Genomic DNA, 24,225 nt, shown 5'->3' with positions numbered 1-24,225 from the left:
TGATCAATTAGCCGCTTTGAAGAGGACATTCACAATGACACATGTGACGCCTTTCTCCAATCCCCTTCTTTTAGGATTTGAAGCGGTGGAGAAAATATTGCAACGTATTAGTAAGGCTGATGAGAGCTATCCAGCCTATAACATAGAGCGTTTGCACAAAAATGATGATGCCAACCATATACGCATCACTTTGGCTGTTGCCGGATTTAAAATCAATAATCTCAGTATTTTATTAGATGGCAATCAACTGATCATCCATGGTAAACAAACAAACAGTCAAAATCACCAATATTTATATCGTGGTATAGCGGCGCGCCAATTCCAACGTACCTTTCTTCTCGCGGATGGAATGCAGGTAACAAATGCTGAGTTGAAAAATGGTCTCTTATCAATTAACCTACACCAACCAAAATTAAAAAAACAGACGAAGCAGATTCCAATTAAAGTTAGTAGTGGTGAGTCATAAAAGTTAATGCGTAAAGGAATAATGAAATGGGAGAGCATAAACAAAACTTTTCATTGCAAGACGTGCCCCATTCTGAAATGGGGCAGATTGCTTATTTAAAAAAAGTTTGTACAGATGATCTGGCTAAAAACTTTCCAGATCTTCCACCAATGACCCCAGGCATTACAATATGGGCGCTCTTTGGTGAAACAGGTTATCCGATCATTTTGTCTGACGAGCGCTCCATTGCTCTTGCAGGTGCCAACGAACATGAACTACAAATTGTAACTCTACACTAACCTGTTTTACAAAAAGCAACTGAAGTATCTTTATGACCCTATCAGTCCTGCCCGACAAGGTATGGCAATGAGTTTTTTATGAAAAAATTGAAAAAATCTCTTTTCTTTAAGAGTATCACTTTTTTCAAAAAAATACCATCGTGCTTAACTTTGCGCTATTCTACTTACATATCATCAATTTTTTTAAGAAACCGCTATCTGTTTTGTCCTCATACAAAGTATGATTTTGCGAAGAAAAATCTTTACTGAGCGGTGCTATTTAAAATATTTCGCCATTAAACTTTTTATCTCTTTATATTTTATATTGCTTCTTTCTTTAACAAAGATCTTTATGAAAAATCCTGTACATGATGTTCTCAAATGTATCACAAAGGTTCCTGTTGCCTCGATATCTTAAATGTTGCCACCAGAAAAATCACATATGCCCATTCGATTCATAGGAAATCCTGCATTCTTATTAATTTTAAAACCAATCCAATCCTTGATTTAGAATAGAATACCTCTTTCTAACGCCACCCACATGTCCTTAATTGCTGTTCGTAGTGTCTAGACAGGATTGCCATACGCTCTGCCGCTTGTGCAAGTGCTGCAGAGACATACCCTCCACTGCGTGCATAAGCACCATGACCCATATGATAATTTAAATAAAGGCTATAGGCATCATTAAATCTCACACCATTACGTTGAACACTTTGGCGATGATACCAAGCAACAAAATCAGCGGCATCTGCAAAACTGGTACGTCGTGCGAAAGATCTTCCTGTGGAACGGAGATACGCTGCCCATGTATTATCAAGCGCTTGAGAATAACCATATGCTGTCGACCGACGTTTCCATGGAATAAAACCAAACAGTTTTTTGCGTGGAGGACGTGCATTATGACGAAAATTTGATTCCATCTTAATGGTTGCAAGAATAATAGACATGGGAATCCCGTAGCGCATTTCTGCGCGTTTAGAAGCCTTTCCCCAATTATCAAAAAAACCATTTTTTTGTGCTAAAATGGCGCAAGCATTGTTTGTATACAGGGGGCGACTTGTTGTGCATCCCCCTAACAGAAACACCAATGCCAAAAAAAACAAAAGGTGTCGCATATTCTTTCTTCCTCTCATTAAGAAAGCAATGAGATATGAATACTAAAAAATTATTACTAATCAATAAAGAACACTTGTTGTATTAAGTGCCTTATTTCACTCTTCATCAACCAAACGCAATGTTTGAGACTGAACAGAAGGAGCGGTCATTTGTGTTGGCATAGAATCCTTTTCTTTTAATTCAAAAGCTTCAATACGATTAGCCCTTTTCATAATTTTAGAAGATGATGTTAAAATCCCTTCAATATCTTCACCCACTTTATAAAAATGCTTCTGTAAAGCGCGAACACGCGTATCCATTCGTTCAAAATCTTCCATCAATTTTGCTACTTCTGACTGGATCAAATGCGCTTGCTCACGCATTCGTGCATCTTTCATAATAGTTTGTACAACCTGAATAGATAGCATCAACAAAGATGGCGATACAATAATCACATGCGCCCGATTAGCTTTTTGTACTAATGGCTCAAAATCTTCATAGATTGTTGCAAAAATGGATTCCGATGGCACAAAAAGAAAAGCGGTGTCATGTGTTTCTCCAGGAATTAAATATTTTTGTGCAATGTCGCGAATATGAACATCCATATCAGTACGAAACTGACGTGCTGCCTCCTGACGCTCTTGAGGTGACGCTGCCTTATGCATCGCATTCCAAGCCTCCAAAGGAAATTTAGCATCAACAACAAGAGAAGGAGCTTTATTAGGCATATGAATGAGACAATCTGGTCGCTTTCCATTTGAAAGAGTCGCTTGGAACGCATAGGCATTCGCTGGTAAGGCATCGGCAATAATTGCTTCCATCCTCCCCTGACCAAAAGTACCACGCGTCTGCTTATTGCTTAAAATAGACTGTAATTGAACAACCTGTCCCGTAAGCGATTGAATATTATTTTGCGCAGCATCAATTACAGCTAAACGCTCTTGTAAACGATTCAAATTTTCATAGGTAGATTTGGTCTGTACCTGAAGCGTTTGACCCAAATTAGCTGTCATCCCATTGAGTTGCTCACTGAGTGACTTATTCAATTCAGCCTGCCTCTGACCAAAAATTTCTGCCATAGTCTGCATCCGCCCTTGCATTTCAGCTTGTGTTTTCAGCAATATGTCCATCTGCATTTGTGCCTCACGAGCGCGTTCAGCAATTTCACTTTCCAAAAGTGCCTTGTTTCGATGAGATCGTATCAGCATAAAAAATGCCAAGCAAACAAGTACAAATAAAAGTATAAACACCCATTGAGCAAAAGACTCACCAAAGGGCATGAAAGAAGAAAACGAATCAAACATAAAAGGTAATATAACGCTCTTGCTGTAAAAAAGCGCAAGAATCTGTTATTCTATATTGACCCACAACAAACCATTGATTAATCTGCGCTTATGCCAATTAAATCTTTAGTTACTTTACCTGATCCGATTTTACGAGAAGTGTCCAAGCCTGTCGAGCGTGTCGATTCAGCTGTTCAGAAACTTGCTGATGATATGCTGGAAACCATGTATCATGCCAAGGGTGTTGGTCTTGCTGCTATTCAGATTGGCATACCACTGCGTATGTTGGTTGTAGATATATCTGGGAATGATACTCCGAAAAATTCACTTGTTATTATCAACCCTGAAATTTTATGGCTTTCAGATGAACGCAGTACTTATAAAGAGGGTTGCCTTTCCATTCCTGAGTATTTTGCGGAAGTTGAGCGTCCTAAACGTCTCTGTGTGCGCTATCAAGATCGCGAAGGAAAGCAAACGGAAATTGAAGCAGATGACCTGCTAGCTACGTGCTTGCAACATGAAATTGACCATTTAAATGGTTGCCTTTTTATTGATCACATTTCGAAGCTTAAACGCGATATGGTGATACGAAAATTTAAAAAGCGGGCAAAAGAAAACAATACAGAGGAAGCACTTTTGTAATGGCATTACGATTGAGTTTTATGGGAACGCCTGATTTTTCTGTTCCCATTTTACATGCTTTGTTAGATGCCGGTCATGATATTGTGGCTGTTTACACCCAACCCCCTCGCCCAGCAGGACGTCGTGGTCTTAAACTTATTCCCTCACCTGTTCAAAGTGCAGCGCAAGAAAAATCCATCCCTGTCTTTACGCCTCAAACGCTTAAAACAGCCGAACAACAAGCCCAATTTGCGGCACTTTGTGTTGATGCTGCTGTTGTTGTTGCCTATGGTCTCCTCCTACCGAAAGCTATTCTTGAAACACCCCGTTTTGGTTGTTTTAATGCCCACGCTTCACTCTTACCACGCTGGCGTGGTGCTGCACCTATTCAGCGTGCAATTATGGCCGGCGATAAAGAAACGGGGATCATGATTATGAAAATGGATGAAGGACTAGATACGGGGCCTATCGCTCTTTCCCGCTCTACCCCCATCACCGATAACATGACAACCTTTGAACTTTCAAACAAGCTTTCACAGATAGGGGCAGAGCTTATGGTAGAAACCCTATCAGTTCTTGAAAATGGCCAGCTTAAACTTACCCCACAATCAGAGGAAGGCATAACCTATGCCTCTAAAATCAAAAAAGAAGAAACACGCATTGATTGGACAAAACCTGCAGAATTTATTCAGAAGCATATTCGTGCACTCTCTCCCTCTCCTGGTTGCTGGTGCAACATGAATATCAGCGGTCGAGAAGAGCGCGTAAAAATTCTTGCAAGTCATTTAATGACAGGTCCTTCACTTGAAATTGGTCGGATAGAACCAGATTCTTTGATTATCCATTGCGGACAAGGACGTCTTGAAATAACTCATCTGCAAAGATCGGGTGGTAAAATTCTTGATAGCGCAACATTTTTGCGAGGCGCTCATATTTCTGCTATTTTTTAATATGCCCCGTTTTAAACTCACTCTTGAATATGATGGCTCAAATTATGCTGGTTGGCAGCGCCAAGCAGAGCTGCGCACTGTACAAGGAGCTCTTGAACAAGCCATCTTTAGCTTCTGTGGACAACAATTAACCATCACGACAGCTGGACGAACTGATGCAGGTGTACACGCCACAGGGCAAGTTGTACATGTTGATTTTGAAAAAAACTGGCACACCCATACTGTATGCGATGCACTCAATGCGCATTTGAAAAAACAGGGGGAAAGTATTTCGATTTTGAATGTAGAAAATGTTCCCGATAGCTTTGATGCACGATTTTCTGCAATCAAACGCCATTATCTTTTTAAAATTCTCAATCGCCGCTCACCCCCAGCTCTAAGCGCTAAACGCGTATGGTGGATACCAAAAACCCTCAATGCTGAAGTCATGCATGAAGCTGCACAAAAACTTGTAGGACAACATGATTTTACCACTTTCCGCTCAGCCCATTGCCAAGCCAAAAGCCCTATTCGCACCCTTGACCGTTTGGATGTTCAAAGAGATGGAGATGAAATTTTCCTTTATGCACAGGCTCGCTCTTTTCTTCATCATCAAATCCGTTCATTTGCAGGAAGCCTCATGGAAGTTGGTATTGGACGTTGGACAATAAGCGATCTTGAAGCAGCTCTCCTTGCTAAAGATCGTACGCGCTGTGGTATGGTTGCTCCTCCTTCAGGACTCTATTTAACACAAGTTGACTATTAACAACCCTTTAAAAATCATTTTCCTAAAAGCAGTTAACGAAGCTTGTAAAAGGAACGAATTTGTTCAAAAGCTTCCGCTGCTGTATCGACAAATGTCATAAGATTAACATCCGAAGGAGAAATCGTACCTTGCACAGATAAATAATCAAAATTGATAACATTGTTCCAAAACTCTTTGCCAAACAAGAAAATCGGGACCCGTTTCATACGCCCTGTTTGTATTAAAGTTAACGTCTCAAATAATTCATCCAGAGTACCAAATCCCCCAGGGAAAACTGCCAATGCCTTCGCCCGCATTAAAAAATGCATTTTACGCATCCCTAAATAATGAAAATTAAAACATAAATGTGGAGTCACGTAAGAATTTGGCTCTTGCTCATGTGGTAGGACAACATTCAAACCAATCGTTGGTGCCCCAATATCAGCAGCACCACGATTTCCTGCTTCCATTATCCCAGGTCCTCCCCCTGTGATAACTACAAATTCGCGATACTTTGTAGTTGCAGAATAACGTGAGCACAAACGCGCAAATTCTCTTGCTTCATCATAATAATGGGACATAGCATGCAAATTTTTCTTTTGTGTCTCATTTTTTGCTGCCCATGCGGCTTGCCCAGATTCAGGAATACGCGCACCACCAAATAAAACAACAGTTGATTGAATATTACACTCCTGAAGAGCTATTTCTGGTTTTAAAAACTCAAGACCAATACGTTGTGAACGTAATTCTGGACGCATCATAAAATCTTGATCGATATAAGCTAAACGGTAAGTAGGTGAACGCACTTGTGGTGTATCAGAAACTTCATACACCTGTTGTATTGCCTCCTTGGCATGGAGAAATGAACACCAACTCTTTTTTTCTTTTTTCATTTTTTCTTTATAGCCTTTCTCATGCGTTTATCTTGCTATCTAACCGTTTTATTGACTGAATACATTTCTTCGCGTAGGTCATAAGAAATAAATCTTGAAACTTTCAACTTGTTTAACGGAATTCTAGCCATGACTCATCTCACACAACTCGAAATGATTATTGAAAAGGCATTCGATAACCGCGAATCTATCGATACTACGACGAAAGGTGAGATCCGCGAAAGTGTTGAACACATATTAAACCTTCTCGATAAAGGTGAAATCCGCGTGGCGGAACATCAAGACAATGGACAATGGCATGTTCATCAATGGTTAAAAAAAGCCGTTCTTCTCTCTTTTCGACTCAATCCTATGCAGATTATTTCTGGCGGAATAAATGGAACATATTGGTGGGATAAAGTCCCTTCAAAATTTTCTGGTTGGCAAGAAGATGACTTTGAAAAAGCTAATTTCCGTTCTGTTCCTGGAGCAATTGTACGTCATTCTGCCTACATTGCTCCCAATGTCATCTTAATGCCATCCTTTGTAAACCTTGGCGCCTTTATCGATGAGGGAACAATGGTTGACACATGGACCACTGTGGGTTCTTGTGCACAGATTGGTAAACATGTCCATCTTTCTGGCGGTGTTGGTATTGGAGGTGTTTTGGAACCACTACAAGCAAACCCAACGATTATTGAAGATTATTGTTTTATCGGTGCACGTTCTGAAGTCGTTGAAGGTTGTATTATCCGTGAAGGCGCTGTTTTAGGAATGGGAGTCTTTATTGGAAAATCCACAAAAGTTATTGATCGTACAACGGGAGAAATTTTTATAGGTGAAGTGCCAGCCTATTGTGTTGTTGTTCCAGGATCTCTCCCCGGAAAACCACTACCAAACGGTGAACAAGGTCCAAACCTTTACTGTGCTGTCATAGTGAAACGTGTTGATCAAAAAACACGAGAGAAAACATCTATTAATGATCTTTTGCGTGATTAAAAACACTTTTTAATAATCTTAAGCAATCAAAAAAATACAAAAGCATAATCAATTAAGGGAGGATTCTCCCTTTTTTCATTATTTATTCATTTTGAGCGCTTGAATAAACGCCGACTGTGGAATTTCTACTTTTCCGAATTGGCGCATACGTTTTTTACCTTCTTTTTGCTTTTCCAAAAGTTTACGCTTACGCGTGACATCGCCCCCATAACATTTCGCCGTTACATCTTTACGCAAAGCACGAATTGTTTCACGAGCAATGATTTTACCGCCAATTGCTGCTTGGACTGGAATTTGAAACATATGCTGAGGAATAAGATCTTTCAGTTTTTCACACATTGAACGCCCGCGCTTTTCTGCAATAGTACGGTGCACAAGCATCGACAATGCATCTATAGATTCCCCATTCACCAAAATAGACATTTTAACTAAGTCGCCCTCCGCATAATCGGTCATCTGATAATCGAAGGAGGCATAACCCTTTGAGATTGATTTCAAACGATCATAAAAATCAAAAACAACTTCATTCAGTGGCAAATCATATGTCACCATGGCGCGCGTCCCAACATAGGATAAACTAACCTGTATCCCTCGCCGTTCTTGGCAAAGTTCTAAAACTGACCCAAGATAGTTATCAGGAGTCATTATTGTAGCCCGAATCCATGGTTCTTCGATAGAAGAAATTTTAACAATATCAGGCATATCCGCCGGATTATGGAGTTCTTTCACAGTACCATCATTCATATTCATGCGATAAACAACCGAAGGTGCTGTCGCGATTAAATCTAAATTGAACTCGCGTTCTAATCGCTCTTGAATAATTTCCAAATGGAGAAGCCCTAAAAAACCACAACGAAAGCCGAAACCCAAAGCCGCTGATGTTTCCATTTCAAAGGAAAAACTTGCATCATTTAAGCGCAACTTCCCCATAGCTGCACGTAAATCTTCAAAATCGGCCGCATCAACTGGAAAAAGTCCACAAAAAACAACAGGTTGGGCCGGTTTAAAACCAGAGAGCGCCTCTTCACAAGGGCGACGATCTTCCGTAATGGTATCACCAACTCGTGTATCAGCAACTTCTTTGATAGAAGCGGTTATAAAGCCAATCTCTCCAGGTCCCAATTCATCCACTTGAACCATTTTGGGTGTAAAGACCCCAACCCGTTCAACCGGATATTTTGCCCCAGTCCCCATCATGCGAATGGTTTGACCTTTTTTCAATACACCATCAATTACTCGCACCAAAACGATAACACCAAGATATGCATCATACCAGCTATCAACCAACATTGCTTTTAAAGGCTTGTTCACTTCACCAGTATGTGGAGGGGGCAACTGTGTAACGATTGCTTCTAAAACATCAGAAATACCTAAACCTGTTTTTGCTGATATTTCCACGGCTTCAGAGGTATCGATGCCAATCACATCTTCAATTTGCTCTTTAACACGTTCAGGTTCTGCTGCTGGAAGATCCACTTTATTGAGGACAACAACCAATTCATGAGAATTATCAATAGCTTGATAAACATTTGCTAAAGTTTGTGCCTCAACGCCTTGGCTCGCATCTACCACCAACAGCGAGCCTTCACAAGCTGCTAATGACCGAGAAACTTCATAAGCAAAATCCACATGACCAGGTGTATCAATAAGATTTAAAATATAACTCTCACCATCCTTTGCTTTATAATGCAAACGGACCGTTTGTGCTTTAATAGTAATCCCACGTTCGCGCTCAATATCCATGGAGTCGAGAACTTGCTCTTTCATCTCTCGTGTCTCAAGCCCTCCTGTCATTTGAATCAAACGATCAGCCAAAGTCGACTTTCCATGATCAATGTGCGCCACGATGGAAAAATTACGGATATGATTACGATCTCTTGTCATATGAGGCGATTTAGCAAAGAATAGCACAAAACGCAAAGACCAATTATGTTTCTTTGGGAACCTTTCAAAAAATACAAACAAAAAAAGCTTTTTAAAACACCGTTCTTTATAGTCTAAAAATGAGGCTTTTGTGCGTTAAACGCAATACCAGTGATTAAAACTATTCAAAGGCTCTTAACTTTTTCATATCTGTTGGTCTTCATTACTCATATGCCCGTATAATATGAGGAATGCATATATAGCTCAGACTTGCGATAAGATTCGAAAAAAATGCTGTTTCAATTTGCACACAATCACCGGCTTTTTTATCAATTTTACAAAAAAGTATGGGAGCAAGTTAATCTGCTCACAACTATCAAAACTTTAGAAATATACACTCTGGTGCAATATCTTTTGATAAGAGATCATATTTTTAAAAGATCTCTTCCCCTTCTTACCTAAAAGTAAAAAAGAGAACCTCCTTAGTTTTTATGAAAAAATAACAAAAATGAAAGTTCTTCAAATCAAAATATCATAGGATAAGATCTTAAAAAGAGAGATGCAAAGTTAATCAATTTTTTCAATCACTTTATCTTTTTTACGCCAGTGTGAAGGTTGTAATTCAGCCACAATAATTCCAATCAGGATGAGTGCTCCTCCCAATAAAGCTAAAGGGGATAAGCGCTCACCAGCTAAACGTCCAACAATACCAGCCCATACAGGTTCACCTGCGTAAATGAGTGTTGCGCGAGTGGGTGAAACGGATTTTTGTGCCCAATTCATCGCCAATTGAATGATCGCACTCATCAATGCCAATCCTATACCAATACTCAGCCATATCCATGAAAATTCAGGAATACTTTCGCCCATTAAAGGCATGCAAAAAAACGAAAAAAGACCACTAAAAAATAACTGTATAATCGTTACACGCCGACTATCAACCTTATTGGCAAAAATTCCGATGAGTATAACTTCTCCAGCAATTGCCAAGGCACCTAACAAAGTTAAAATTTCACCTTTTGAAAAATCAACATTCCCTGGCTTTTGTCCGGAAATAAGTACAAGCCCAATAAAAGCAAAAATAATACCAATCCAACAAGCTAAACGAGGTGGCTTTTTAAAAACAATCCATTGCAATATTGGTACTATCGGAACATAAAGCGCCGTGATAAAGGCCGACTGGCTACTAATAATTGTTTGAAGGCCCGTGGCTTGCAAAGCATAACCCAAAAACATTCCTAAACCAATCGCCATACCGGCAAAAATTTCATAAACTGTTACGCCTTTCATAGAACGCCAAAAAATCACCCCACACATAAGCGATGCAACGATAAAACGAAATCCAACAAAGAAAAGAGGCCCGCTATAGCGTACCGCGATGTGAATCACTAAAAAGGTAATACCCCACAATATTGTCGCAGCAAATAATGCCAATTCCTGCTTGCTGAATAACGGGCGTTTCAACTGTTTTATATCAACCATGAAAGGTTTCTTTCCTCCAATTTTATCTACATCTTATGAAACAATAAGCGTTCCAACTCCTTGTTCGGTAAATAGTTCTAACAAAACAGAATGGGGGGTTTTACCATTTAAAATGACAACACCTTCTACTCCATTTTGAAGAGCCTTTATACAAGTTTCTACTTTTGGAATCATCCCCCCTGAAATTGTGCCATTTTTGATGAGATTTTCAGCTTCAGAAATTGTCAATTCCTTTAAAAGTTTCCCCTGTTTATCCAAGACACCAGGAACATCTGTGAGAAACAAAAGGCGTTTAGCCTCTAATGCACCGGCAATGGCTCCAGCAAAAATATCAGCATTAATATTATAGGTTTTGCCATCGCGACCTGGAGCCACAGGAGCAAGAATTGGGATCATTTCAGAACATGCCAAAAGATCCAACAATGTGCGATCAACTTCAACAGGTTCACCAACAAATCCTAAATCTAAAACACGTTCAATATGCGAATCAGGATCAATTACAGTTTTATAAGCCTTTTCAGCAAAAACCATATTGCCGTCTTTGCCGCACAATCCTATCGCCCATTCACCCTCAGCGTTGATGAGAGCAACTATTTCCTTGTTTATGGAGCCTGCCAAAACCATTTCAACTACTTCAACGATCCGCTCATCGGTTACACGTAAACCATTTTCAAACCGTGATTCAATTCCCATTTTCATCAAAATTTCAGCAATTTGGGGTCCCCCGCCATGAACAACAACGGGGTTAATTCCTGATTGCTTCAATAGAGCAATATCACGTGCAAATGCTCTCCCCAAAGCAGGATCACCCATAGCATGACCGCCATATTTTACAACGACCGTTTCATTTTCATATTTTTGCATATAGGGTAAAGCAGACGATAAAAATGCTGCTTGTTTTTCAAAAACATCTGCTGCACTGTTTTCAATATCATCCATTAAAAGAGCCTCCTCATTACTTTTTACTATCTCTTTTAGTGGAGTTTAGAAAAAGTAAAAACAAATTTTACCCTATCCACTCCCCCCTTGAATATTTTCAATTCCTTTAAGTTATAACCAAAGTAATAACGAGATGAAACAAAACCACCTTCTTTACAAAACTGGCATCGAAGAATTGAATAGGTGTACAAAATGTCATTATTTTATGACCTTATGTATAAAATTTAGAAACAGGATTTATAAGAATTTTTAAGCCACGTCGTACATCCAACTGACTAATTTTATCCTATAATAAGACCTTTAACAATGAATATAGATATATACAACTATTGATTTATAAGAGAAAATAAATTTTTTATAATGGTGAAATTGACCACCATATTCTCAATATAAAAGATAACTCTGTCGCAGATATCTCTTACAGTTTTTGAGCTAAAATTTTATATTTTTTCCAATCATGGCAATCAGAAAATACCAATTGAATAATTCACCGCCATACTTGTTAAAACAGAGGCATATTAAAAAACTTTTAGCAAAATCACATTGTCCAACACCCAAAATGAATGTTTTTGACATTACAAAGTATAAGATAAGAAACGAACCGTAAAACCCCCTTTTTCAGTTAAAAATATCAGAAATAAAAACTATCATTTCTGTTAACTTAAAGAAACACATATAGCCTGTTAATTTGTAAGTATTCATTGCCTAAAAAGATAAAAATGGGCGGAGAGATGGGTATCATTCCTCCTGAAACAACAAAAGCATTATTCCCTTACGCCCCTTCACATGAACATGTATTACATAAATTCGTATAAAAATATCTCTGGAACTTATCTACAAGAGATAACCGCTGCAAATATTCTAAAATATTTCATTAAAAAATTCTAAGATACGCTTGAACTCTGCTTTTTCTATTTCATGTCTTCAACTGAACGATTTTACAGTTTTCCTTTAAACGGCAGCTTGATTACAAAGCTCAGAAAAAGGCAGCTTTTTAGGAAAAAAATCACAAAAAACTTTGCATACATAGAGTATAGTTATAGTAACCCCAGAGATATTGTCAGTATAGTCAATATATTGGCGCCTAGATAAGTTGTTGTTCAAATGTCATAGATGAGACGCTCGAAACAAGGTTTTCTCATAGAATATATGAAATAAAAGGTAGAAACTCACAAGCAACCAGAACTCACTCTACAATAACCAATAAATTCCCCCTTTTTTTCACGTAAGAAGTATGTTAACTCTTCCAAAGATTGTGATGTAAGAGGAGCTTTAATTAAAATAACCTTTCAAAGGCTCTCTCTACATTCACTCTGATAAGCACTCACTAATTTTGATCGGAAATATTCTCAAAAAACTCTCTCATGCGTGAAAAAAAGCCATGCGATTGTGGTGAATTTTCGTGATTTGAAAGCTTCTCAAATTTTTGCAACAACTCGCGTTGCTCTCGCGTTAATTTCTGCGGTGTTTCAATAGTGATATGAATATAGAGATCACCCCTTGCTTGCTGACGACGTAACATAGGCATCCCTTTTTCTTTAAGGCGAAACTGACGTCCATTTTGTGTACCTTCTGGAACTTTAACACGCGCTTTGATACCATTAAGGTCAGAAACCTCAAATTCACCTCCTAAAGCAGCTGTCACCATCGAAATAGGAACGCGACAATGAAGATCCGCTCCTTCTCGCTGAAAAAACTCATGCGGTTTAACGGAAAGAAAAATATAAAGATCACCGCTAGGACCACCACGAATACCAGCATCTCCCTCACCAGAAAGACGAATACGCGTGCCATCTTCAACACCAGCTGGAATATTTACGCTCAGTGAACGGTTTTTTTCCACCCGTCTTGTCCCCTGACATTTTGGGCATGGATCGGTAATATTTTCGCCACGTCCATGACATGTAGGGCATGTTCGTTCTATGGAAAAGAAACCTTGTGCAGCACGTACACGTCCCGTTCCATGACACGTTCCACAAACTTGTGGTTTAGAGCCCTTTTTCGCCCCTGACCCTTCACAAACATCGCAAGTAACAGAACTCGGAATATTAATTTGTGCGGTTTTTCCTGAAAAGGCCTCTTCCAAGGTCACTTCCATATTATAACTCAGATCCGCACCACGCTCACGGCCATCATTGCGCTTACGGTGCATCCCTCCCATAATTTCACCAAAAAAATCTTCGAAAATATCAGCAAATCCACCACCAGAAAAACCGCCAAAAGGATTTGCACCTCCTTGGTTGCCGCCTTCAAAAGCTGCATGGCCAAATCGGTCATAAGCAGCCCGCTTCTGAGGATCTTTGAGAACTTCATAAGCCTCGCCAATTTCTTTGAATTTCCGTTCTGCCTCTTTATTCCCCGCATTGCGATCAGGATGATATTGCATTGCCAACTTACGAAAAGCAGACTTCAACTTTTTATCATCGCATTCGCGAGTTACGCCAAGAATTTCATAATAATCAACCTTCATCATGTATTCCTGATAATTTTTTGTCATCCATCTTCATGGATAACATTCATTTTCAACTTATATTTTTAGCAACAAAGTTGCAACTCATCTCAAATAATAAACCCATCCCTCTCTCTCAAAGGCTGGGTTTATTAACTACTCAACACAGTTGCTACACTTATTTCTTCTTATCATTAATTTCTTCAAAATCAGCATCAACAACATCATCATTCTTTGTATCTGTTTCAGTGTTGGCTGTTTCTGCTTGCGAAGCTTCATACATAGCCTGTCCGAGCTTCATACTAACTTCTGCTAATTTCTGCATTTTTGCTGTTACCTCTCCGGTATCAGAGCCCTCAAGCGCAGCCTTCAAATCAGATATTGCTGTTTCAATCTGTTCTTTCTCTTCAGCTGATACCTTATCACCATACTCCGTAAGTGACTTTTCAGTTGAATGAATAAGTGATTCTGCTTGGTTTTTGACCTCAACACCTTCACGACGTTTTTTGTCCTCAGCTGCATGTTCTTCTGCATCTTTTACCATTTTTTCGATGTCAGCGTCACTTAAACCACCTGATGCCTGAATACGTATTTGATGTTCTTTACCGGTTCCTTTATCCTTGGCCGAAACATTTACAATACCATTCGCATCAATATCAAAAGTAACCTCAATCTGAGGTACACCACGCGGTGCTGGTGGAATACCAACGAGATCAAATTGGGCGAGTAACTTGTTATCATTAGCCATTTCGCGTTCACCTTGGAAAACACGAATAGTCACAGCATTCTGATTGTCATCAGCTGTTGAAAAAACTTGCGATTTTTTAGTTGGAATAGTGGTATTGCGTTCAATAAGACGTGTAAACACTCCACCCAACGTTTCAATACCCAAAGACAAAGGCGTTACATCCAACAACAACACGTCTTTTACATCGCCTTGTAAAACACCCCCCTGAATGGCAGCCCCCATCGCAACAACTTCATCAGGATTAACACCTTTGTGTGGATCCTTGCCGAAGAAGCTTTGCACAACTTCCTGAATCTTGGGCATACGCGTCATACCACCCACTAAAACAACTTCGTCAATCTCACCAGCTTTCAATCCTGCATCTTTCAGTGCAGCTTTACAAGGCTCGATAGTACGCTGCACCAAATCATCAACGAGAGATTCAAACTTTGCCCGAGTCAATTTCATCGTTAAGTGTTTAGGACCAGATTGATCTGCTGTGATAAAAGGTAAATTAATTTCCGTTTGCTGTGAAGAAGAAAGTTCAATCTTTGCTTTTTCAGCCGCTTCTTTTAAGCGCTGCAAAGCCAGTTTATCGTTTTTCAGATCAATTCCTTGTTCTTTCTTGAACTCATCTGCAAAATAACCGACCAAACGCATGTCAAAGTCTTCACCACCTAAAAACGTATCTCCATTGGTGGACTTAACTTCAAAAACGCCATCTCCAATTTCAAGCACAGAAATATCGAATGTACCGCCACCAAGGTCGTAAACAGCAATCGTTTTTCCATCTTTCTTATCCAAACCATATGCTAAAGCAGCAGCTGTCGGCTCATTAATAATACGCAAAACTTCAAGCCCTGCAATTTTACCTGCATCTTTAGTAGCCTGACGTTGTGCATCATTAAAATAAGCAGGAACCGTAATAACGGCTTGCTCAACCTTTTCACCAAGATAAGACTCAGCTGTTTCTTTCATCTTTTGCAAAATCATAGCTGAAATTTGCGACGGAGAATATTTCTTACTCGCTTCTTCAACCCATGCATCACCATTGTCGCCTTTAACAATTTTATAAGGCACAAGCGCTTTATCTTTTTCTACCATAGGATCGTCAAAACGGCGCCCAATCAAACGTTTAACTGCAAAAATCGTCCCTTCAGGGTTCGTAACTGCTTGCCGTTTAGCAGGCTGTCCAACAAGGCGCTCCCCCCCATCAGTAAAAGCAACAACAGAAGGTGTCGTCCGTGCTCCTTCTGAATTTTCAATAACCTTTGCGTTTTTGCCATCCATAACAGCAACACAAGAGTTCGTTGTCCCCAAATCAATACCAATTACTTTTGCCATATTCATAATCTCCATTCAGCAAGCTATCTCAACCTTCATCAAGCATCTTCCTAAGACAGCTCCTTAATAACACTTAAAAACTGCTTCTCATTTCAAGTTACACAAACAATAAGCTGCCAGTCGCAACAAGTTTTGCTGCTTCGTATATAAGAACAGGCTCTTATTGCTACAAGAGAATAATGAGAGAAACATTCCCAAAATGAAATTTTTCTTTTAAAATAAGCATTCTACTTACGCGCAATCACCATATTTATTAAAGATACGGATATTATAGCATATCTTTCCTGCATTCTTGTAAACATATCAACCTGTAAAAATTGAGACAATAAAGATAATGATTGCACATCTCTTCCTTGATCTCTCATGGTCACATGAGGTATTCACGTGAAAGATCTTTAAAAATAGTGCTCAATCGCGAGCAGCTTATACCACGCATGTTACAGCTTTCCTTACCCAAACCTCTCATGAACGCTCTATCTTCATATAGTTAACGAACGCAATGTTTCTTACATAGATTACTTATAGAGTTAAGTCTAAACTTACTAAATGCTAATATTTGTGAAGATATTATCTGTCAATCCACTCTTAACAGCTCTGCTGCTCACTACCTCATAATTCATTGCTGTTTAAAATTGTGCTTTGAATGCATCCAAAATGACCTTCTGCTTACTTGTATACTTCTTAAATTTGCCAATATATTAAGAACAAACTATCCGCCTTTAAGCACACTGTCATTTCAGACCATATCACCTTCCTAAAAAAACAAAAGGTCTGTTCCTCTATCCTCACATTCCAATCAAGATAACTCCAGAAATTCTTTCTTTTATTTTAAATAAAAACTCTGCTAAAATGGGGAAAAGTTCTCAAAAAAGAGTATAACACAAGGAGGGTAAATCAATGATGACAGTGATTGTTGAGAAAACAAAGGATCTTATATCTAAAGGTTCAGTTTACGTACAATACCCACTCAAAAAAATTATCACAAATGTCGTGTGGGCTCTTCTCTTTGCTTGCACAACCTTACCCGCAGCCGCTCAACAATATAAACTTGGTGACATAGAAATCCTTCATCCCTGGACGCGCGCGACACCTAGCGGCATAAAAATGAGTAGTGGTTATCTCTACATTATTAATCACAGCAATACCCCAGACCGTTTGGTTTCTGTTTCGACAGCTGGTGTACAATCAACAGAAATCCACTCTATGGCAGTCGTTAACGATATCATGAAAATGGAAAAAATGCACAATGGCATCGAAATTCCTGGTAATGGCGAAATTACACTTAAACCTGGTGGTGATCATATCATGTTCATGGGGCTTTCACAACCATTCAAGCTAGGTGATAAAGTCAGTGCAAAATTGACGTTTGAAAAGGCGGGAACAATTGATGTTGACTTCTCTGTAAACGCTATGGCAATAACACCACCTTCCAAATCAACTCCCCCTCACTAAACTTTCATTACCATCCGGTCGAAGCGTGCGGAAAATCTCACGCTTCTTATTTTTGTTTAGTGGTGCAAAACACACTGTAAAAAAGCAAAAGACCTCTCTTCTTTTTGATTAGGCGTGGTCAATTTTAGGAATACGCAAAACTTGTCCAGGGTAAATTTTATCGGGCGATTTCAACATAGGTTTATTAGCTTCAAAAATAAATGTGTTTTTAGCACCTTGCCCTTTTCCATAAACTTCTTCAGCAATTTTCCAAAGATTATCGCCAGATTTCACTTCATAGAAGCGAGAGGCTTTCATAGATGTAGTATCTGCAATTTTTAATTGATCAACATCAACAGAAGAAATACCCTGCGAATTACCGACAACCAAAAGTGCTTTTTCAAGTGTTTCCCGATCTGGAACCTCACCACTCAAAACAGCTTTGCCATTTTCAACCTGAATATTCACTTTTTCTGTGTCAAGTTGAAAATTATCGAATGCCGCCTTAAAATCTTTTTCTTTCGGTTCATGATCCCCAATACCAAGCTTTTCGCCAACTGTTTTAACAAAATTAAAAAATCCCATTATGACCTCCTTTCGTGCAAGTGGATATAAATCTTTGCATATATCACCATCCTCTTTATCTCTGCTCTTAAAACAGATAAGGGGGATTTTCTAAACTTCAACGATCAAAAACAAATCTGTTCAATTATGGGACAGGGATAACAATAGATCTGAAACAGAGATAACGATAGACTTTGATAAAAAACGCCTCTATGAAAGTTTTTCCTACGCAAATGGATCTTAATGTGCACAAAAACGTTATAGAATTGCAGAGATAAAACAATCGGTTACCGTAAAGATGAAAAGTTTTTTCCTTAGTTACAATTTGTATCATATTTGTTTTGCAAAAAAAATGTGAACTCCCATATAAATAGCGTGGGTTAATTTGCTTCCATAGCAATAGAAAGGTCTAAAAAGTCATGAAAGATACTCCAACAATCACGCAAACGATTGTACTTGTTGATGATGACCGCAATATTTTGACATCTCTATCTTTTGCACTTGAGACAGAAGGTTATCGAGTTGAAAGCTATACAGATGGAGCATCTGCACTCAAAGGTCTAACGCTGCATCCCCCACACTTAGCTATTTTTGATATTAAAATGCCTCGAATGGATGGGATGGAACTTTTGCGCCGATTGCGTCAAAAATCTGATATTCCAGTTATTTTTCTTACGTCTAAAGATGATGAAATTGATGAACTGTTTGGTCTCAAAATGGGGGCCGACGACTTTATTACCAAACCTTTTTCTCAACGTCTTCTTATTGAACGGGTAAAAGCTATTTTACGTCGTTCCAGCGCTCGTAACCAACCGCTTGCAACAGGAGCCTCGCCTACCTCTTCTCTCAAACGTGGAGATCTTGTGATGGATCAAGAACGTCATACCTGTACATGGAAAGATAAACCTGTTATCTTGACTGTTACTGAATTCTTGATTCTACAAACCTTAGCACAAAGACCAGGAGTTGTGAAAAGTCGTGATGCTTTGATGGATGCTGCTTATAGTGATCAAGTCTATGTAGATGACCGTACCATTGATAGTCACATTAAGCGTCTGCGTAAAAAGTTTAAACAAGTGGATGATGATTTTGCAATGATTGAAACACTTTACGGTGTTGGTTATCGTTTCCACGAGGTATGAAGCTATTTTGTCGCAAAAATTTGAATGGCGATCAAATCGATGACAAAAAACACTCAACCGGAAACTTTACGAAATACAACGCCAAATGGAATACTCTTGACATTATTTCCTATGTTTGTGCATTGGTATCTTAGGGTACAACGTCTCCTCAGACAATTGCTTTTTTCCAGTCTTACACGTCGCATCGTCATTTTAAATCTTGCTGCCCTTGCTATTCTGGTTACAGGCATTTTATATCTTAATCAATTTCGTGATGGTTTAATTGAAGCGAAAATAAAAAGCTTATGCATCCAAGGAAAAATTATTGCTGGAGCCATTGCAGCCTCTGCAACGATAGATACAAATTCTATTCTCATAGACCCCCAAAAACTTTTGGAATTACAAGCTGGAGAAAGCGTTACACCTGCACCTCAATCAACCGACTCTTGGGATTTTCCCATTAATCCTGAACAAGTTGCTCCTCTTTTACGGCGCCTCATCACACCCCAAACGACAAGAGCACGTATCTATGATCGTGATGCTACTTTACTTCTTGATTCGCGCGTTCTTTACTCTAGCGGTGAAGTTTTCAGCTATGATTTACCCCCTCTTAAAATTAAAAAAACCCTTTGGGAACGCCTCACTTTATGGTTTTCAAGCATATTTTACGGTAATGATATTACCATTAATAGGAAGCAAATAAAAAGCCAGAACATTGCTTATCCAGAAGTTTACCGAGCACTCAATGGATCTCTTGCTACTGCTAAACGACGCAACAGACAAGGTCAATTAATCGTTTCTGTTGCAGTGCCTGTTCAGCGCTATCGCGCCGTGGTGGGTGCGCTTCTTCTTTCAACCACCGGTTCAGATATTGATAACATTGTAAAAGGCGAAAGACTGGTCATTTTTAAAGTCTTTGCCGTTGTCGGAAGTGTGCTTTTAATACTTTCCCTATTTTTAGCCCATACGATTGCACATCCATTGAGCAAATTGTCTGCCTCTGCCAACCGTGTACGCAATGGCAATAATAAGCGCGTAGAAATTCCTGATTTTTCAATGCGTGAGGATGAAATCGGCCATCTTTCGGCCTCTATTCGGGATATGACTAATGCCCTTTACATGCGCATTGAAGCCATTGAACGCTTTGCTGCTGATGTGAGCCACGAATTAAAAAACCCTCTTACCTCCTTGCGTAGTGCTGTTGAAACAATCCCTCTGGCTAAAAATGAAGAAGCGCAGGAACAATTGTTTGAAATTATTCAACATGATGTGCGTCGTCTTGACCGTTTGATTACTGATATTTCTGATGCTTCTCGGCTCGATGCAGAGCTTGCTCGTGAAACCGCTCAGATTGTTGATATGACATTGCTTTTGGAAAGTCTTGTTCATGCTGTTCAAGAAGTATACCGTAATACGCAAACTATCGATATCAGCCTTAATATTGTTCCACGTCCTCATGGAAAAGCTTACCTTGTATTGGGGCATGAACTCCGTTTGGGGCAAGTGATTTCCAATCTCATTGAAAATGCACGATCCTTCATTCCCCATGATAACGGCAAAATTTGTATAACTATGAAGAGTAATGCTTCAACTCTCACCTTAACCATTGAAGATAATGGCCCTGGTATTCGTTCAGAGAATATTGAACGTATTTTTGAACGCTTCTATACGGATCGACCAAACGAAGATACATTTGGACAAAACTCAGGACTCGGCCTTTCTATTAGTCGGCAAATTATCGAAGCTCACAATGGAACAATTACAGCTGAAAATATTGTTGACCCCAAACTCGAAAATAGTAAAACTGGTGCACGTTTTATTATTGTACTTCCCTTCGCTAAGTAAACTCTTTACCCAAAGCAAAAGGCATGACAACGAAAAATGAAATACTCCATGCAAATTGTCTCCAACTTGGAGGGAAGGGGCTATTAATTATAGGTCCATCTGGTTCAGGAAAATCAACCCTCACCCTTTCTTTGCTCGATCGTGCAGGGTGGTCAAAACGTGAAGCGAAGCTTATCAGTGATGATTATACAATGCTCTGTGTGGAAAATGGGAAACTCCGTGGATATACTCCAGAAGGTTTGCAGGGTGGTATCGAGATTCGTGGTGTTGGCCTCTATACAATAGAGTTTGAAAAACAAACAACTATTGACTGCGTTATTCTTCTCGGTCCTGAATACGAACGCTTCTCCACGAATCAGACTTTTAAATTCGCAGATCTGCATATTCCTCTTTTAAAACTTCCCAGCCTTCACGAAGCAGATTGCACAGCCATTTGTCAAGCTATTGAAGCATTCTTTTTTAGAAAAGTGTGGTCTAAATCTGTCTAATTTTTTTCTAAAGGGGAAAAAACCATTATTTTTGCCTTTTTTTGAAAATTTTTCTTGGCAGCACGGCAAAGCCCTGTAGAATAGTCTTTCCACCCTATGGTTGGATCTTTAGTTAACAGGAGTTTTTGTAACATGATTGGACTCGTGCTTGTAACGCACGGTGAGTTGGCTGTTGAATTTTTGCATGCTGTAGAACATGTTGTTGGAACACAAGAGAAGTTCGCAACGGTTTGCGTCTATCCTGATGATGACATAGATCAGCGCCAAGGTGATATTATAGCTGCAATTTCCTCTACAGATACCAATCATGGCGTAATCATATTAACAGACGTGTTCGGTGGAACACCATCAAATATAGCTATTCCTGCTATTGAAAAAGGACGTGTTGAAATGATTGCGGGTGTTAATCTTCCCATGCTCATTAAACTGATTTCTATTCGGCAATGTCCTGATATTTCATTATCAGAAGCTTTAAGAATAGCGCAAGAAGCAGGGCGTAAATATATTAATGTACCAAGTATGACTTCATAGCGGATAATGAAACTACCGATGCTTTCCAAAGATACTCTTCCATGTATTATATTAAGTCGCCATTTTAATATCTGTAATAAACGTGGGTTGCACGCTCGTGCTTCTGCAAAATTTGTACAAACTGTTGACAATTTCAACGCCATTGTTGAAGTTGAAAAGGATGGAAAAATCGTTGGTGGTTCATCGATTATGGGTCTTATGATGTTAGCAGCTTCACCCGGTTGTAACCTGACTATACGCGTTTCAGGACCTGAAGCAAGGGATGCACTCGATGCTCTTGAAAAGCTTATCAATAATAAATTTGGAGAAGAGCACTAAAGCTTCTTACTAAAAAAAGCAGCATGATCACCCCTGAGATAAAAAGAGACTTCCTGCCATAATTACTTTAATTGGCTTCCTTCTTTTCTCTCAAGGATATCAGTAATTCATATTCCGTTTATATTGGCGTGATGGTTATTGTAAGCACAAATGCTTGTAATCGTTGTGTTGTATGTAATATCTGTTTAAGTTTCTTTTCTCCCAGAGATTTAACCAATTTGAATACTTAATCGTTATGGCTCTTGCCACACTTAGCACGCATACTCAAATGTTTATAGAAATATACTAAAGGAGCTTAGAATCTACTTCTAACAAATGTAAAAGATGATCCCATAATTAGAAGTCCATCAAATTTCCTTTTGTTGGAAGTATGAAGACTATCTTAAATTCATAATTATGGAAGCCATTTTTTAGCTATTCTTTTTCTCTACGATTGCCCCATTCCTAGTGGTGCGATCCACTATTAATTTATACATCATTGCACTCATAGTGATGTTTTCTCATTATAAAGGAGATACCATGCAACGTTTGTTTAGTGCACTTCAGATTCCACAAGAAACAACGAACGCTCTCATATCGCTACAAAATGGCTTGCCAAATGCACAGTGGATTAACCCGCAAAACTTTCACATTACTTTATCTTTTTTTGGTGAAGTTGAGAACTCCGTGACAGATGAGATTATTCGTGCCTTTGAAGCAATAAAACTTCCACCTTTTGCACTAAAAACTAGAGGTTTCAAAGTTTTTGGTTCAGAAAATGCTCCCCATTCCCTTGTTGTCAGCATTGAGTCTTGTGAAACTCTTAATCTTTTACACGAACAGATGCAAAAAATCCGGAGCTACTTGAAATTAGCTCCTGATGAAAAACAATTTATGCCTCATATCACTCTTGCACGATTGCTCGATATTAGACCTGAAGATCTTCCTTCTTATCTGTCTTCTCGAGGTGATTTCTCATTTCCTCCTTTTGAGGTTGACCGATTCGTTTTACTGTTATCACCATCTCCCGAAAGCAATGCGCCTTATATTGTAAAAGACAGCTGGACACTCCAAGGATAAAGGGTGTTTTAACACCCTTTAAAGCCTTTTCTGATGAAATGTTTCAAAATACGAAGCTACCCCTATGTGATACTGTGGTCTTGCGCTGCAGATGTCTATGCGGAATCAGATTCAAGAGAAGCTTCTTTTTCTCCCCCTTTAGCTACGCCAACTATCGCTGGACGTAAAACACGTTCGCCAATGATGTAACCTGCCTGAACAACTTCCTGAACAGTATTATCTGGAACGTCGGAGTTAGGAATTTCAAACATTGCTTGATGAAAGTGTGGATCAAATTTTTGCCCCTCTGGATAAATCTTCTTAACGCCGTGACGTTCTAATGCTGCTATCATTGCACGTTCAGTCATTTCAACACCCTCAGCTAATGTTTTCAAACCAGCATCATTCTCCTTTGCCCCTTCAGGAATAGCCTCCAAAGCGCGGTTGAGATTATCAGAAACAGATAACATATCGCGTGCGAAATTAGCGATTGAATAAGCCCTTGCATCAGCCACATCACGCGCAGTACGACGCCGAAGATTTTCCATATCTGCAGCAAGACGTAAAAGTTGGTCTTTCAACTCTTTATTTTCATCCTGCAAAGCAGCCAACGAATCAGTAAACGTATTTCCTTCCTCTTCCACGTCTGCGCAAGCTTCTGCTTTACGCATTTTTAAAAACTCATCGGCAGCTTGTTTAAGCGCATCACGATCCGCTGCTTTTTTCAAATCGCAACTTTCCAATGAAGCGTCAGTAAATTTGTTTTTTTCATCAGACATAAAAATTTCATTCCTTCATAAGATTTATTATTATCGATA

Annotated in this window: 23 protein-coding genes; 13 read left to right on the top strand and 10 right to left on the bottom strand. The window is 39.2% G+C overall.

Annotated features, from left to right (window positions below):
* The first annotated feature begins 34 nt into the window (after nt 1–34).
* Nucleotides 35–466: an Hsp20 family protein gene (locus tag ACKC4Y_RS08955; RefSeq protein ID WP_409361379.1), complete on the top strand. Its 432-nt coding sequence runs from the start codon at nt 35–37 to the stop codon at nt 464–466.
* A gap of 26 nt (nt 467–492) precedes the next feature.
* Nucleotides 493–744 carry a BQ00720 family protein gene (locus ACKC4Y_RS08950; RefSeq protein WP_409361378.1) on the top strand — a complete coding sequence of 84 codons (252 nt, stop codon included), beginning with the start codon at nt 493–495 and terminating at the stop codon, nt 742–744.
* 506 nt (nt 745–1,250) lie between these two features.
* Here the strand turns inward: ACKC4Y_RS08950 and ACKC4Y_RS08945 are convergent.
* Nucleotides 1,251–1,838: a transglycosylase SLT domain-containing protein gene (locus ACKC4Y_RS08945; protein WP_409361377.1), complete on the bottom strand. Its 588-nt coding sequence runs from the start codon at nt 1,836–1,838 to the stop codon at nt 1,251–1,253.
* Between the two features lie 96 nt (nt 1,839–1,934).
* Nucleotides 1,935–3,122 carry a DNA recombination protein RmuC gene (locus tag ACKC4Y_RS08940; RefSeq protein ID WP_409361376.1) on the bottom strand — a complete coding sequence of 396 codons (1,188 nt, stop codon included), beginning with the start codon at nt 3,120–3,122 and terminating at the stop codon, nt 1,935–1,937.
* Between the two features lie 90 nt (nt 3,123–3,212).
* On the opposite strand from ACKC4Y_RS08940, the gene def reads away from it, so the two are divergent.
* Genes def through truA form a run of 3 tightly spaced genes read left to right on the top strand, consistent with a single transcriptional unit; the run spans nt 3,213 to nt 5,417 of the window.
* Nucleotides 3,213–3,743, top strand: coding sequence for a peptide deformylase (gene def, locus ACKC4Y_RS08935; RefSeq protein ID WP_409361375.1), 531 nt, complete (start codon nt 3,213–3,215; stop codon nt 3,741–3,743).
* A complete protein-coding gene (fmt, locus tag ACKC4Y_RS08930) occupies nt 3,743–4,672 on the top strand; it encodes a methionyl-tRNA formyltransferase (RefSeq protein ID WP_409361374.1) in 930 nt (309 codons plus the stop codon). The genes def and fmt overlap by 1 nt, the downstream gene beginning before the upstream one ends.
* Before the next feature lies 1 nt (nt 4,673).
* Nucleotides 4,674–5,417: a tRNA pseudouridine(38-40) synthase TruA gene (gene truA, locus ACKC4Y_RS08925; protein WP_409361373.1), complete on the top strand. Its 744-nt coding sequence runs from the start codon at nt 4,674–4,676 to the stop codon at nt 5,415–5,417.
* 32 nt (nt 5,418–5,449) lie between these two features.
* Here the strand turns inward: truA and ACKC4Y_RS08920 are convergent, their stop codons facing one another.
* Nucleotides 5,450–6,289 carry an LOG family protein gene (locus ACKC4Y_RS08920; RefSeq protein ID WP_409361372.1) on the bottom strand — a complete coding sequence of 280 codons (840 nt, stop codon included), beginning with the start codon at nt 6,287–6,289 and terminating at the stop codon, nt 5,450–5,452.
* Between the two features lie 129 nt (nt 6,290–6,418).
* Here ACKC4Y_RS08920 and dapD point away from each other — a divergent pair, with 129 nt between their 5' ends.
* On the top strand, nt 6,419–7,267 hold the full coding sequence (gene dapD, locus ACKC4Y_RS08915) for a 2,3,4,5-tetrahydropyridine-2,6-dicarboxylate N-succinyltransferase (RefSeq protein ID WP_409361371.1): 849 nt from the start codon (nt 6,419–6,421) through the stop codon (nt 7,265–7,267).
* Between the two features lie 78 nt (nt 7,268–7,345).
* Here the strand turns inward: dapD and lepA are convergent, their stop codons facing one another.
* The 5 genes from lepA to dnaK all read right to left on the bottom strand — a co-directional run bounded on the left by lepA (nt 7,346) and on the right by dnaK (nt 16,071).
* Nucleotides 7,346–9,151 carry a translation elongation factor 4 gene (gene lepA / locus ACKC4Y_RS08910; protein ID WP_409361370.1) on the bottom strand — a complete coding sequence of 602 codons (1,806 nt, stop codon included), beginning with the start codon at nt 9,149–9,151 and terminating at the stop codon, nt 7,346–7,348.
* A gap of 546 nt (nt 9,152–9,697) precedes the next feature.
* Nucleotides 9,698–10,612: a DMT family transporter gene (locus tag ACKC4Y_RS08905; protein ID WP_409361369.1), complete on the bottom strand. Its 915-nt coding sequence runs from the start codon at nt 10,610–10,612 to the stop codon at nt 9,698–9,700.
* A gap of 33 nt (nt 10,613–10,645) precedes the next feature.
* The gene (argB, locus tag ACKC4Y_RS08900; RefSeq protein ID WP_409361368.1) at nt 10,646–11,551 is read right to left on the bottom strand and encodes an acetylglutamate kinase; all 906 of its coding nucleotides are present in this window, start codon (nt 11,549–11,551) and stop codon (nt 10,646–10,648) included.
* Nucleotides 11,552–12,878: 1,327 nt separating this feature from the next.
* Nucleotides 12,879–14,021 carry a molecular chaperone DnaJ gene (gene dnaJ / locus ACKC4Y_RS08895; RefSeq protein ID WP_409362184.1) on the bottom strand — a complete coding sequence of 381 codons (1,143 nt, stop codon included), beginning with the start codon at nt 14,019–14,021 and terminating at the stop codon, nt 12,879–12,881.
* 157 nt (nt 14,022–14,178) lie between these two features.
* On the bottom strand, nt 14,179–16,071 hold the full coding sequence (gene dnaK / locus ACKC4Y_RS08890; RefSeq protein ID WP_409361367.1) for a molecular chaperone DnaK: 1,893 nt from the start codon (nt 16,069–16,071) through the stop codon (nt 14,179–14,181).
* 897 nt (nt 16,072–16,968) lie between these two features.
* On the opposite strand from dnaK, the gene ACKC4Y_RS08885 reads away from it, so the two are divergent.
* Nucleotides 16,969–17,523 carry a copper chaperone PCu(A)C gene (locus ACKC4Y_RS08885; RefSeq protein ID WP_409361366.1) on the top strand — a complete coding sequence of 185 codons (555 nt, stop codon included), beginning with the start codon at nt 16,969–16,971 and terminating at the stop codon, nt 17,521–17,523.
* A gap of 108 nt (nt 17,524–17,631) precedes the next feature.
* Here ACKC4Y_RS08885 and lysM read toward each other — a convergent pair whose 3' ends face one another.
* The gene (gene lysM / locus ACKC4Y_RS08880) at nt 17,632–18,087 is read right to left on the bottom strand and encodes a peptidoglycan-binding protein LysM (RefSeq protein WP_409361365.1); all 456 of its coding nucleotides are present in this window, start codon (nt 18,085–18,087) and stop codon (nt 17,632–17,634) included.
* 398 nt (nt 18,088–18,485) lie between these two features.
* Between lysM and ACKC4Y_RS08875 the strand changes: the two genes are divergently transcribed.
* The 6 genes from ACKC4Y_RS08875 (at nt 18,486) to thpR (ending at nt 23,428) form a co-directional block, all read left to right on the top strand.
* Nucleotides 18,486–19,208 carry a response regulator transcription factor gene (locus tag ACKC4Y_RS08875; RefSeq protein ID WP_004858177.1) on the top strand — a complete coding sequence of 241 codons (723 nt, stop codon included), beginning with the start codon at nt 18,486–18,488 and terminating at the stop codon, nt 19,206–19,208.
* 39 nt (nt 19,209–19,247) lie between these two features.
* The gene (locus tag ACKC4Y_RS08870) at nt 19,248–21,032 is read left to right on the top strand and encodes a stimulus-sensing domain-containing protein (RefSeq protein WP_409361364.1); all 1,785 of its coding nucleotides are present in this window, start codon (nt 19,248–19,250) and stop codon (nt 21,030–21,032) included.
* 23 nt (nt 21,033–21,055) lie between these two features.
* Entirely contained in the window at nt 21,056–21,520 is a 465-nt protein-coding gene (locus ACKC4Y_RS08865; RefSeq protein WP_409361363.1) for an HPr kinase/phosphatase C-terminal domain-containing protein, read from the top strand.
* A gap of 132 nt (nt 21,521–21,652) precedes the next feature.
* Complete coding sequence (locus ACKC4Y_RS08860) at nt 21,653–22,051, top strand: PTS sugar transporter subunit IIA (RefSeq protein WP_409361362.1); 399 nt, start codon at nt 21,653–21,655, stop codon at nt 22,049–22,051.
* An 18-nt stretch (nt 22,052–22,069) separates the two neighbouring features.
* On the top strand, nt 22,070–22,369 hold the full coding sequence (locus tag ACKC4Y_RS08855; RefSeq protein WP_409362183.1) for an HPr family phosphocarrier protein: 300 nt from the start codon (nt 22,070–22,072) through the stop codon (nt 22,367–22,369).
* A gap of 519 nt (nt 22,370–22,888) precedes the next feature.
* Nucleotides 22,889–23,428, top strand: a complete 540-nt coding sequence (thpR, locus tag ACKC4Y_RS08850; RefSeq protein ID WP_409361361.1) for an RNA 2',3'-cyclic phosphodiesterase — start codon at nt 22,889–22,891, stop codon at nt 23,426–23,428.
* Nucleotides 23,429–23,523: 95 nt separating this feature from the next.
* Here the strand turns inward: thpR and grpE are convergent, their stop codons facing one another.
* Nucleotides 23,524–24,186: a nucleotide exchange factor GrpE gene (gene grpE / locus ACKC4Y_RS08845; RefSeq protein ID WP_409361360.1), complete on the bottom strand. Its 663-nt coding sequence runs from the start codon at nt 24,184–24,186 to the stop codon at nt 23,524–23,526.
* Nucleotides 24,187–24,225 lie beyond the last annotated feature (39 nt).

It is taken from the genome of Bartonella heixiaziensis (assembly GCF_046245125.2).
Lineage (GTDB): Bacteria > Pseudomonadota > Alphaproteobacteria > Rhizobiales > Rhizobiaceae > Bartonella > Bartonella heixiaziensis.
The sequence above is the reverse complement of the archived record's forward strand: the minus strand, read 5'-3'. Positions and strand labels throughout refer to the sequence as shown.